This is a genomic window from Lactococcus allomyrinae (assembly GCF_003627095.1).
In the GTDB taxonomy this organism is placed as follows: domain Bacteria; phylum Bacillota; class Bacilli; order Lactobacillales; family Streptococcaceae; genus Lactococcus; species Lactococcus allomyrinae.
In genome coordinates this window covers 814,496-826,636 of sequence record NZ_CP032627.1, presented here as the reverse complement: position 1 = coordinate 826,636, position 12,141 = coordinate 814,496, and the positions used below count along the sequence as shown (strand labels likewise).

The following is a 12,141-nucleotide window of genomic DNA, read 5'->3' as shown; positions in this document are numbered from 1 at the left end:
GTTCATTTTTCAACTTGATAAATTATAAATTTTAAGCTATAATTAATTCTGTTCTGTGTAAACAGAAGATTTGACCGCTCATAAAACTCTGTCAGTTCAATACAATTAAAATGGATATTGAATTGCGAATGGAGGGATTATCAGTTTTACTGATGATTTTGTCAGTATACTGACAGAAGTAAAATTTACTGACAACAATAGTCTATCAGTAAATTTGAGCCAAGGCCAGACGGACAGCCGGGTCAAAAGCCGAAATTGGCGACTTTTGTTGCCTTATTGATTAACTGTAAACTCAGTTATGAGGATGAAAAGCCTCACCCAAGAAAAACACGCTTGTGCGCATCAATAAAGTATTTCAGGTTCTTCTGCAAAACAGATTCTACTCGGAATTTATGCCTTTTTGGCTATTAAATATTGAATGTTAACCAAGTGTGTATTGCACTTGGTTTTTATTATTTTCAAAGGAATATTTAATAAAATGACAAAAAACATCATCGAATTTAAAGAAGTCACAAAGACTTACGCAGATAGTAACACTACCGTTCTAAAAAATGTTTCTTTTGAGATTGAAGAAGGTAAATTCTACACTCTTTTGGGTGCATCTGGTTCTGGAAAATCAACCATCCTCAATATTATTGCAGGACTTTTGGATGCTACTTCCGGCGATATCATTCTTGATGGCAAACGAATCAATGATTTGCCGGCGAACAAACGAGATGTTCATACAATATTCCAAAGTTATGCGCTCTTCCCAAATATGAACGTCTTTGACAACGTTGCTTTTGCACTCAAAATAAAAAGTGTAGATAAAAAAGAAATTGCGACACGTGTTTCGCAAGCCTTAAAAATGGTACAACTGGAAGGTTACGAAAATCGTTCCATTGCAAAACTCTCTGGTGGTCAAAAGCAGCGTGTCGCCATTGCACGCGCTATTATCGACCGTCCCAAAGTTCTCTTGCTTGATGAAAGCTTGTCAGCACTTGACATGAAGCTAAGAAAAGATATGCAATATGAACTGCGAGAACTTCAGCAATCTTTGGGCATTACTTTCATCTTCGTTACTCATGATCAAGAAGAAGCACTTGCCATGTCAGATTGGATTTTTATCATGAATGAGGGAGAAATCGTCCAATCTGGTACACCAACGGATATTTATGACGAACCAATCAATCACTTCGTTGCAGATTTTATTGGAGAGTCCAACATCTTAAATGGTAAGATGATTAAAGACTACCTCGTCGAGTTCAACGGACAACAATTTGAAGCTGTTGATGGCGGGATGCGAAAAAATGAAGCGATTGAAGTCGTCATTCGTCCAGAAGATATCTGGTTTACTCTGCCAGACGAAGGCAAATTTAATGTCAAAGTTGATACACAGCTCTTCCGTGGTGTTCACTACGAAATTGTTGCCTATGATTTATTTGGCAATGAATGGCTCATCCATTCCACGCACCGTGCCATTGTAGGTGAAACCGTTGGTGTTGATTTCGAACCTGAAGCAATCCATATCATGCGTCTCAACGAAACTGAAGAAGAATTTGACGCTCGTATTGAAGAGTACGTAGAGGAAGAAGAACAAACGATTGGACTTGCCAATGCCGTCGAAGAGGAGAATGCTGAGGAAGAGGCAGCTATTCAAGAAGCTGTTAAAGAAGCATTAGAGAATACGATGGAACTCACAGAACTTGCTGAAACGGTCAATGAGATTCTACATAAGCAAGAGGTAGAAAATGAACAAGAACAAACGGGAAATAAGAACTCGCAAGTCCCAAAAGATGATAGAGTAGAAGATAGCGGGGTGTTGCCACAATGACCAAGCGTATCTACTCTATTCCTTATTTTCTCTGGATTTTCCTTTTTGTTATTGTTCCTCTTGTGATGCTGTTTTGGCAGTCTTTGTTTGATTTGAATGGTCATTTTACTTTAGCAAACTATATCTTGTATTTCACGAGCGGGACTTACCTGATGATGACTTGGAATTCAGTCATTTATGCCTTGATTATCACTGTCGTAACACTAGTGATTAGTTATCCCGCCGCCTATGTATTGACGAAACTTAAAATGAAGCAATTTTGGTTGATGTTGATTATTTTACCTACATGGGTTAATCTTTTGCTTAAAGCTTATGCCTTCATTGGAATTTTTGGTAAATATGGCTCTGTTGATGGATTTTTGAGTTTTATTGGTCTTGGACGTCCACAGCTTCTATTTACAGATGCAAGTTTTATTCTTGTTGCGAGCTATATTTCAATTCCATTCATGGTTTTACCTATTTTTAATGCACTTAATGACCTAGATGAAAATCTGGTAAAAGCTAGTAGTGATTTAGGAGCTTCAAAGTTACAGACCTTTACTCAGATTATTTGGCCGCTTTCGCTCAATGGTGTACGCGCTGGAGTTCAAGCCGTGTTCATTCCCAGCCTTTCACTCTTCATGTTAACGCGTCTGATTGGTGGTAATAAAGTGATTACACTGGGTACAGCGGTAGAAGAGCATTTTTTGACAACACAAAATTGGGGAATGGGTTCAACTATTGCTGTTGTCCTTGTTATTGCCATGTTGCTTGTCATGCGGCTGACTAAAGAAAAAAGAATTCACACATCGTCTCCGTCGAAGAAAAAATGGAGTGCTAAGTCAATAAAAGAAACGGAGGGAACTCATGCAAAATAAACGTCCTATTGGAAAAATCTACCTTGCTTTTGTACTCGTCCTTTTGTATGCTCCAATTTTTTATCTTATTTTCTATGCTTTCAATGCTGGCGGTGATATGAGTAAATTTACAGGCTTTACATTAGATAATTTTAAAGAACTGTTTGCCGACCAACGTTTAATTTTGATTGTTGTTCAAACTTTCTTTCTAGCTTTTTTAAGTTCGCTTATTGCTACCTTGATTGGAACATTTGGAGCAATGTATATTGTTAGATTGAAGGATAGGGGACGTGATGTTTTACTAGGTTTAAACAATGTTTTAATGGTCTCACCAGATGTTGTCATTGGGGCCTCTTTCTTAATTCTCTTCACAATGATTGGAATGCAACTTGGTTTTGTTTCAGTCCTTTTAAGTCATATTGCCTTTTCCATTCCGATTGTCGTGTTAATGGTAATGCCACTCTATCAAGAAATGGACAAATCACTGGTAGATGCAGCTAATGATTTGGGGCAACTCCTTCACAGACTTTGCGTGAAATTGTGCTTCCTTATTTGACTCCAGGGATTATTGCGGGATTCTTCATGGCCTTTACTTACTCACTTGATGATTTTGCAGTCACATTCTTCGTAACAGGGAATGATTTTACAACGTTGTCTGTTGAAATCTATTCTCGTGCGCGCGCAGGAATATCGTTAGAAATCAATGCTTTATCTGCGATTGTATTTCTCTTTTCAATTGTGCTAGTAATAGGGTATTATTTTATTATGAGGGACTCTGATACAGTCGGAAAATCTCCGAATTTGACTTAAAAGATGGATTGGAGAATCAATTGAAAAAATTACTTTATTTCTTTTTAGGAATTGTGGCGATTACAGTGTTGCTTGGTTTTGTAACCAATCGTATGAAAGCTGCAGATGGACTAAAAACAGCCAATAATAGTCTAACTATTTTTAACTGGGGCGAATATATTGATCCTGCTTTGATTACAAAGTTTGAAAAGCAAACCGGTTATAAAGTGAATTACATGACCTTTGACTCAAATGAAGCGATGTACGCGAAAGTGAAACAAGGCGGAACAGCTTATGATATTGTCGTGCCTTCTGACTATATGATTGAGAAAATGGCAAAAGAACATCTGCTCATGAAGCTTGACCATAAAAAAATCAACGGCTTGAATGATGATGACCCTAAGTTACTTAATCCTGCTTTTGACCCTGGGAATCAATATTCTGTGCCTTATTTTTGGGGAACTTTAGGGATTGTTTATAATGATAAAACAGTGAAAAATCCTCCAAAAGTTTGGAATGATATTTGGTCACCTGCTTATAAAAACTCTATTTTGTTGACTGATAGCGTCCGAGATGTCATGGCAATGGTTTTGAGTAAACAAGGCTATTCGCTCAATACGACTAATAAAAAGGAACTTGATATTGCCTATAAAGATTTACTTAAATTAACACCAAATGTAAAAGCAATTTTAGGCGATGAAATCATGAATTATATGATTAACAATGAAACGCCTATGGCAGTAGTCTACAGTGGGCAAGCAGCTGAAATGACTTCAGAGAACAGTCATTTGCATTATGTCATTCCAGAGCGAACAAATATTTGGTATGATAATCTGGCTATTCCTAAAACTGCTAAAAATGTTAAAGGAGCCTATGCCTTTATCAATTTTATGCAAGAGCCTAAAAATGCAGCTCAAAACGCAGAATGGGTAGGCTACTCTACACCAAATATGAAGGCTAAATCCCTATTGCCAAAGGCTGTGCGTAATGATAAAGAATTTTATCCTGATGAATCTGTCATTAAAGATGATGAAGCCTATAAAAACTTAAGCCCTTATTGGACAGGCTTTTACAATGATTTGTATTTGGAATTTAAAATGCATAAATAAGAAACTAAATATTGAACTTAATATATAGCATTTTGTTATAAAAATAGTGAAAAAGTCCAATTCTATCAAAAGATAGGTGGACTTTTTCAACAATATATAAAAGTATAATATACTTAATTATTGACAGCAAGATATAGGTATGATATACTTTTATCATGGAAGAAGAAAAAAAATACTACGAAACACAGGCAAGTGAAAAAGAATATCTTGCTTGGTATAAAAGTCAGGACTGGAAAAGCTATGAGAAACCAGCTATGACGATTGATAATGTTATTTTTGGTTTTGACCCTAGTGATAATCAATTAAAAATTTTGTTAATTGAGCGTAAAGCACACCCTTTCAAAGGAAAGTTTGCTTTGGTGGGGGATTCGTAGATGCTAGTGAATCTGCAAAAGAGGCGGCTTTACGTGAAACCAAAGAAGAAACGGGGGTTGAAATTACTCAGGACAATCAAATGTGGCAGATTGGAGCGTTTACTGATCCTAACCGTGATCCGCGACAATGGATAATCTCTGTTGCTCATGCGACTTTTCTATATCCTTTTGTGACTCCAATCGCTAGTGATGACGCAAGAAGTGCACGTTGGTTTACAATAAATAGAAATTCAGAGGGAGAGTTGGAGTTTCTTCATCCCAAAGCGTACGTATCTCTTGATGATTTAGCCTTTGACCATAAAGATATTATTTTAACTACTTTCAAACGTATCAAAGAAAGTTTAGATGTCACTCCTGATATTTTGCATGTTTTAGGAGAGGAATTTCTTTCCACGGATGCTTTAAAAGTTTTAAAGTACTTTGATGAAAAATTTGAAAGTTATTCGACAGGAAATTTTGTGAAGATTTACGTGAAAAATAATCCTATCCTTATGGATACAGGCCGATTTGGGAAAAAACCTAAAAGTCCAGGAAGACCTAAAAAGATTTTAAGTTTTAGGAAATAAGGATGGCGAGTGCAATGCGCTCGTTTCATCTTTGAAATAATAAAAGTATAAAATACCTAAAAGGAGAATGGATATTGGAAACTAAAAATATCAATAAACAAAAACTGAAAGGAAAACAGATTGGATTAACATTTGGAGCGTTTGCTCCACTTCATGTTGGACATCAGCAATTGATTTATAAGACTTTAATGAATAATGATGCTGCACTTGTCATTGTAACAGGCTATGACGGAGATAGAGGTGATAAAATAGGTCTTTCATTGGAGAAACGTTTTCGTTATCTTCGTGAGGCTTACAATGATGAACTAAATCTACGCGTAGCCATGTTAAATGAAAATGGAATACCAGAATATCCAAAGGGCTGGGAAGAATGGAGCAAGGCTTTGATAACGATTGTTGAAGAAAGTATTGTAGAGAATTTTGAATCCGTTAGCTTCACACTTTATGTGAGCGAAGTTGAGTATATTGATGAGCTCAAAAAAAATCTTCCGTCAAACTTTACTGTGGAAATACAAGATCGACAGATGATTGAGATATCAGCCACTGAAATTAGGAAAGATCCTATGAAACATTGGGACAAAATTAATCGTGTTTTTCGCCGTCATTTTACTAAAAAAGTATTGATTGCTGGCTCTGCGAGTACAGGAAAATCAACGCTAACTCGGCGTTTAGCACGCTCCATCAATGCTCCCTTCTCTGAGGAATATGCTAGACTTTATGAAGAAGAGGCAAATATTACTGATGAAGAACTGAAAGCGACTGATTACGCTAATTTTATATTGGGACAGAGTGCGGCAAATTATAAGGAAATTTGCAGTCCGTCAAATAATGGCATTACTTTCTTTGATACAGATGCAATTGTTACACAGACTTATGCGGCTCTCTACCTCTCAAAAGAAGAAAATGAACGGCTGAAAGATTTATTTGATATTACAATTGCTAAAGAGAATTTTGATTTAATTTTGATTGTACCACCTATAACAAATTATGTAGATGATGGTTTTAGGAATATGGAGTGGCAAACAAGTCGGATGGAATATCACAATACGTTATTATGGTATTTCAAACAGTATGGTTTTGAGGATAAGATTGTTTTACTAGACAAACAAGGTAAAAATGCTCAGGAAGGATTTTATCTTCGTTATCAGCAAGCCATTAAAGCAATAGAAGTCCGTTTAAATATAAAAATTGAACATTTAAAATAGAAAATATCAGAGGAAAATATGATGAATACAAAATTAAAGATTTTATCTCAGGGAATGAGCAATAGTTTTAATCCTAAAGTGATAATAAAAGAGTTGACGACGCTCTCAATCAGAGATTATATCCTGTTGGCAATTTTACTCCTTTCACAGATTGTCGCTTATCTTTTTTCGGGAACTTTTGATCTGATGAGTAATCTTATACTTATTGTTGAGGTGTTTACTATCGTTAATTTGATTTTAGTCAATCGAGGGCGTTTGACAAATTATACTTTCGGATTAATTGCTACGATTTTCTGGTTTATTGTTGCTGCACATGCTCGTCTTGTCGGAGATATGTTTTCCCAAAGTTATTATCTGGTGATGCAGTTTATTGGCATCTATGCTTGGCAAAAAGATTTGTCTGAAACGCATGGAACAGAAGTGACGCCTAAAAAAATCACTCGAGGTAAAGCACTTTTAGCCATTGGTGGATTTGCAGTGATTTATGGTATTGTTCTTTTGACAAGCCATCATTTGGGAGGGCAACAAATCTTCTTGGATGCTACCTTGCTTCCTTTAGCGATTATTAGTCAACTTCTCATGACTTATGGTTATCGGAGTCAGTGGCTTGGCTGGATTTTGATTGATGTGATTAATGTGGTGATTTGGTTTAATGCTTGGCAAAGTTCAGGAAATTCTTTTTTGGGAATGTTCATTCTTCAAATTGCAATGCTTGTTAATGCCTTTTATGGTGCGTATCTTTGGTTTACAAAGGATACAATGCAAGAAGTGGAAGCACAAAAGATATAAAGGGGATTTTATAACTTGGTCAGCACTGACAGAATTATTGTCAGTATACTGACTAAGTTTTTTTGCTTTATTGTTTTATCTTGCAAAGCTCGTAAAATAGTGATACAATCTATTTGTAGAAATTTTAAACGGTTTCACAACGTTATCTCTTCGGTTGGGGATAGCGTTTTTTATCTAAAAGATTAGGAAAAAAATAGATGTTAATAGAGTTGTTCGAAGCAAAAATTCCCGATTTTAACATGGAAATGATGGGATTGACACAAATTCTCGCTGCATTTCAAAATGGTGATGAGCTAACGATGAAACGTTATAATTTGATGAATCAGCCAGAAGCATTTACTCGTTATCCGCAAGTCATGCAAATGTTGCAAAAAGAGGATACGCTCCCACTTACGCTTGTTGACGGAGAGATTGTGCTGATTGGTGAGTATCCAACAATTGATGATTTGACGGAAATTACAGGAATAAGTTTTCAAAACGTCGGTGGTTGTGGTGATAATTGCGAAAATTGTTCATGTGGTGGTCATTGATTGCAAATAAAAACATTACTGACAGGAAATTTGTCAGTAATGTTTTTTGTTTGTCAGTACGGTACTAGACTTACTCTAAGGATTTAAGGGGAGAGGTCTAGTCAAATAGTATTACAAAGAATCAGCTATAAAAATATCGTTTTATTCACGAGGAAATAAGCGGCTCTGGGGCAGAAATTCAAAGGGCTTTATGTTATAATATGGACATGATAAATTTCAAAAAAAATGAAATATTTGAGGCGGATGTGATTGACTTAACTCACGAAGGACAGGGTGTAGTTAAGATTGAGCATTTTCCTTTTTTTGTAGATAATGCACTTCCTGACGAGCGCATTATGATGCGTGTCTTAAAAGTCGGAAAATCTTTTGGTTTCGGACGTGTAGAGCAGTTTTTAACGCAAAGTGAGCATCGTGTGAGCGGTGTTAATTTGGATTATTTGCGGACAGGAATTGCTGATTTTGGTCATCTTTCATACGAAGAACAACTTAAATTTAAACAAAAACAAGTCTGTCAGTTACTGACAAAAACAGCGCACAAGGAAGATTTTCCTGTCAGCAACGTTATTCCTGCTGACAGAACACTCGCTTATCGTAACAAAGCTCAGGTGCCTGTTCGCGATATTAATGGTCTGTTGACCACAGGATTTTTCAGAAAAAATTCACATACGCTTATTCCAGTTGAAAATTTTTATATCCAAACGCCTGAAATCGATGCTATCATTTTATTTTTACGTGATGAATTTCGCAAGATTGCTGTCAGCAGTTATGATGAAAAAACACGTCAGGGCTGGCTGCGCAATATAGTAGTCAGAAAAGCGTATCATAGCTCTGAGATAATGGTTACACTTGTTGTAACCTCTGACAAATTACCAAAAGATGCTGACCGACTTCTGTCAGCACTGACAGAAAAATTTCCTAATATCAAATCTGTCCAACTTAATATTAATGCTGACACGGGTTCTTTCATTTTAGGTAAAAGGTTCAAAGTGCTTTACGGTCAAGGATATATCACTGATACAATGCTTGGCAAAACTTTTCAGATTTCAGCACCAGCTTTTTATCAGGTCAATACGGAACAAGCAGAAAAACTGTATCAAATTGCCTATGATTTTGCTGACTTGAAAGCAACAGATGTTGTTATTGATGCTTATTCAGGGATTGGAACAATCGGGATTGGAATGGCAGATAAAGTTCACCAAGTTTACGGAATGGAAGTGATTCCAGAAGCTGTGAGTGATGCAAAACATAATGCCAGACTCAATAATCTGAGTAATACTCACTACGAAGTAGGAATGGCCGAAGCGCTTCTTCCAAAATGGCTCAAATCGGGGATTAAACCAGACCTTGTTTTTGTTGATCCACCCAGAAAAGGACTTGATGAAACTTTTATCAAGGTGGCTTCTGAGACTCAAGCACGAGCAATTATTTATATTTCTTGTAACCCTGCCACCTTTGCACGCGATGTTGTTCGGCTTGAGGAGCAAGGCTATCAATTAGACAAAGTTCAACCTGTTGACCTTTTTCCACAAACTCACCATATTGAACTAGTAGCAAATTTCATTAGAAAGTAATTCATGATTCGTATCACACAAATTAAACTTTCAATTGATGAGCCTGTATCAAAAATTAAAGCGCTCATTTTGAAAAAACTCAAAATTTCTGAGCATGAACTCTTAAATTATCGAATTTATAAAGAATCCATTGATGCTAGACATCGTGGTGAAATAGACTTTATCTATACCGTTGATGTTGCTCTGCAAAATGAGGGCAAGATATTGGCTAAAAATCTAAAAAATGTTTCATTGGCTCCCAAGCTTGATTACAAAAATCCTGAACACGGAATCAAAAAAATGCAGCATCGCCCACTTGTTATCGGCTTTGGTCCTGCTGGGATGTTTGCCGCTCTACTTTTAGCGCAAAATGGCTATAAACCTATTGTTTTAGAACGTGGAGAAGCAGTTGATGAACGTGTAAAATCCATTGATGAATTTTGGAAAAAAGGAAAATTAAATCCCAAATCCAATGTCCAGTTTGGTGAAGGGGGCGCAGGAACTTTTTCTGATGGAAAATTAACCAGTCGTGTGCGAGATTTACGCGGTCGTAAAGTCCTAGAAGAGTTCGTCCTTGCCGGTGCGCCAGAAGATATTTTATATAAAGCGCATCCTCATGTAGGTACAGACTTACTTCGAGATATTGTCAAAAAAATCCGTGAACAAATTATTGCTCTTGGAGGAGAAGTTCATTTTGAGGCACAGGTTGAGCAGTTCATCATTGAAAATCAAGCCCTTACTGCTGTGAAACTTGTTGATGGAACAGTAATTAATGCTAATCAAGCCATATTAGCTATTGGACATTCGGCACGTGATACTTTCTCAGAACTTTATGACAAAGGAATTCAAATCACAGCAAAACCTTTTGCCGTTGGCGTGCGCATTGAACATCCCCAAAAGCTAATTAATAAAGCACAATATAAAGAATTTGCCGAAAATAAAAGGCTTGGTGCTGCTGAATACCGCCTCACTTATAAATCTTCTTCTGGTCGAGGGGTCTATACTTTTTGTATGTGTCCAGGAGGTCTCGTTGTTCCTGCTTCCTCTGAAACAGGACGATTAGTTACAAATGGAATGTCAGAACATGCGCGCAATCAAAAAAATGCAAATTCAGGACTGCTTGTTCAGGTTTTTCCAGAAGATTTTCCGACAACTCATCCTTTGGCTGGTGTAGAGTTTCAACGAGAATTAGAAGCGAAAGCTTTTGAACTGGGAGGTTCTTCTTACAAAGCGCCTGCCCAACTCGTTGGTGACTTTCTTGATGGCAAAGCTTCAACTGCAATGGGAACGGTGGAACCAAGTTATGCACTAGGAGTCACTCCTAGTGATTTAGAGCAACTTTTTCCAGAATATATCACGACTCCAATGAAAGAAGCAATTATCGGTTTAGATAAAAAATTACATGGATTTGCTTTATCAGATGCTGTGTTGACTGGGGTAGAGTCACGTTCTTCCTCACCTGTTCGTATCAATCGAGATGAAGAAAGTTTTCAATCTGTATCCACCAAAGGAATCTATCCTTCGGGTGAAGGCGCAGGATTTGCAGGTGGTATTGTTTCAGCTGCAATTGATGGTCTAAAATGTGCAGAGGCACTCATTTCAGAATTTGTTCCTCCTGAAATTTAAGCATGATTAATCTGTTGTAAAACCAATGACGGATTGATGTTACAGTCTAGCAGCATAGCTCTATGAACGCTCTTTGTGCTATCGTACCATGCTGTTATTACTCTACATCTATAAAGTTCACATCTTAATGGAGGAATATTTTTTGGCACATAAACACCATGATTATGAAAGTGAATCCGAACAATTTTATGATCATATTGCGAATAATTTTGAACACACTTTTGATGGTTTTTTAGCTCATTTTTTTAAAAAATTTATCAAAAAAAATCTAGACTTTTCTGAACAAAGTCGCATTTTAGATGTGGGCTGTGCGAATGGCACTCTGCTCAGTATGTTGAATGAAAAACACGCTATTCTAGGAAATGGTTTAGATATCTCATCCGAAATGGTAAAAGTAGCGACAAAACTTCATCCAAATTTTACTTTTGAGCGAGGAAGCGCAGAGGAAATTCCATTTGAAAGTACATCGTTTGATTTACTCATTTGTTCAGCAAGTTTTCATCATTTTCCGAATCCTAAGCGATTTTTGTCAGAAGCAACACGCTTACTGACAGCTGACGGACGTCTCGTCATTGCAGAAATTCATATTCCTGTTGTCACTAAAATTTATAATTGGCGACTGAATCGTTTTTCCACTGAGGGAGATGTGAAAGTTTACACTCCAAAAGAGTTAGCAAAACTTTTTGAGAATAACGGATGGAAAATCAATAGGAAGAAAATTTTCTTCCAAATTCAATATTATGAATTAGAAAAAATTCACTGACAGAACTGGATTGTCATTTTTAAAATACTGATAGAATTCTGTCAGTAATTCAAAAGTTCATCAGTGACTTTTGTAAGCAATAACGCTATAACCCATACTGCTCTACCACTCTGTCTGTTTTCTCTAACTGCTGAAACAACTGATAAAAAAGCACCTTAATTTCAAAAAAACTTGCAGAATAACTAATAAAA

At 36.6% G+C, this 12,141-nt stretch carries 9 protein-coding genes and 3 pseudogenes; all 12 read left to right on the top strand.

Annotated elements, in window-relative coordinates:
• Positions 1-478: 478 nt before the first annotated feature.
• Complete coding sequence (locus tag D7I46_RS03940) at positions 479-1,813, top strand: ABC transporter ATP-binding protein (RefSeq protein WP_120771700.1); 1,335 nt, start codon at positions 479-481, stop codon at positions 1,811-1,813.
• Positions 1,810-2,592 (top strand): annotated as a pseudogene (locus tag D7I46_RS03935) (ABC transporter permease); the annotation flags it as partial. The gene D7I46_RS03940 and the pseudogene D7I46_RS03935, both read left to right, overlap by 4 nt.
• 67 nt (positions 2,593-2,659) lie before the next feature.
• Positions 2,660-3,459: pseudogene (locus D7I46_RS03930) on the top strand (ABC transporter permease).
• Positions 3,460-3,479: 20 nt separating this feature from the next.
• Positions 3,480-4,547 carry an ABC transporter substrate-binding protein gene (locus tag D7I46_RS03925; RefSeq protein ID WP_120771698.1) on the top strand — a complete coding sequence of 356 codons (1,068 nt, stop codon included), beginning with the start codon at positions 3,480-3,482 and terminating at the stop codon, positions 4,545-4,547.
• Between the two features lie 155 nt (positions 4,548-4,702).
• On the top strand, positions 4,703-4,921 hold the full coding sequence (locus D7I46_RS03920; protein WP_120771697.1) for an NUDIX hydrolase: 219 nt from the start codon (positions 4,703-4,705) through the stop codon (positions 4,919-4,921).
• Positions 4,922-4,941: 20 nt separating this feature from the next.
• Positions 4,942-5,487: pseudogene (locus tag D7I46_RS03915) on the top strand (NUDIX domain-containing protein); the annotation flags it as partial.
• 74 nt (positions 5,488-5,561) lie between these two features.
• A complete protein-coding gene (locus D7I46_RS03910; RefSeq protein ID WP_120771695.1) occupies positions 5,562-6,692 on the top strand; it encodes a nicotinamide-nucleotide adenylyltransferase in 1,131 nt (376 codons plus the stop codon).
• A gap of 18 nt (positions 6,693-6,710) precedes the next feature.
• Positions 6,711-7,481 (top strand): nicotinamide riboside transporter PnuC, encoded by a 771-nt coding sequence (gene pnuC, locus D7I46_RS03905; protein WP_120771694.1) that lies wholly within the window; start codon positions 6,711-6,713, stop codon positions 7,479-7,481.
• Between the two features lie 197 nt (positions 7,482-7,678).
• Entirely contained in the window at positions 7,679-8,011 is a 333-nt protein-coding gene (locus D7I46_RS03900) for an arsenic metallochaperone ArsD family protein (protein WP_120771693.1), read from the top strand.
• 200 nt (positions 8,012-8,211) lie between these two features.
• Positions 8,212-9,582 carry a 23S rRNA (uracil(1939)-C(5))-methyltransferase RlmD gene (gene rlmD, locus D7I46_RS03895; protein WP_120771692.1) on the top strand — a complete coding sequence of 457 codons (1,371 nt, stop codon included), beginning with the start codon at positions 8,212-8,214 and terminating at the stop codon, positions 9,580-9,582.
• A 3-nt stretch (positions 9,583-9,585) separates the two neighbouring features.
• Positions 9,586-11,187, top strand: coding sequence for an NAD(P)/FAD-dependent oxidoreductase (locus D7I46_RS03890; protein ID WP_120771691.1), 1,602 nt, complete (start codon positions 9,586-9,588; stop codon positions 11,185-11,187).
• Positions 11,188-11,329: 142 nt separating this feature from the next.
• Positions 11,330-11,950, top strand: a complete 621-nt coding sequence (locus tag D7I46_RS03885; RefSeq protein WP_120771690.1) for a class I SAM-dependent methyltransferase — start codon at positions 11,330-11,332, stop codon at positions 11,948-11,950.
• The last annotated feature ends 191 nt before the right edge of the window (positions 11,951-12,141 follow it).

What these genes read in the sequence shown, in the direction of transcription:
- D7I46_RS03940 (WP_120771700.1), top strand. Translation starts at nt 479, where the DNA reads ATGACAAAAAACATCATCGAATTTAAAGAAGTCACAAAGACTTACGCA.
- D7I46_RS03920 (WP_120771697.1), top strand. Translation starts at nt 4,703, where the DNA reads ATGGAAGAAGAAAAAAAATACTACGAAACACAGGCAAGTGAAAAAGAA.
- pnuC (WP_120771694.1), top strand. Translation starts at nt 6,711, where the DNA reads ATGATGAATACAAAATTAAAGATTTTATCTCAGGGAATGAGCAATAGT.
- D7I46_RS03900 (WP_120771693.1), top strand. Translation starts at nt 7,679, where the DNA reads ATGTTAATAGAGTTGTTCGAAGCAAAAATTCCCGATTTTAACATGGAA.
- rlmD (WP_120771692.1), top strand. Translation starts at nt 8,212, where the DNA reads ATGGACATGATAAATTTCAAAAAAAATGAAATATTTGAGGCGGATGTG.
- D7I46_RS03890 (WP_120771691.1), top strand. Translation starts at nt 9,586, where the DNA reads ATGATTCGTATCACACAAATTAAACTTTCAATTGATGAGCCTGTATCA.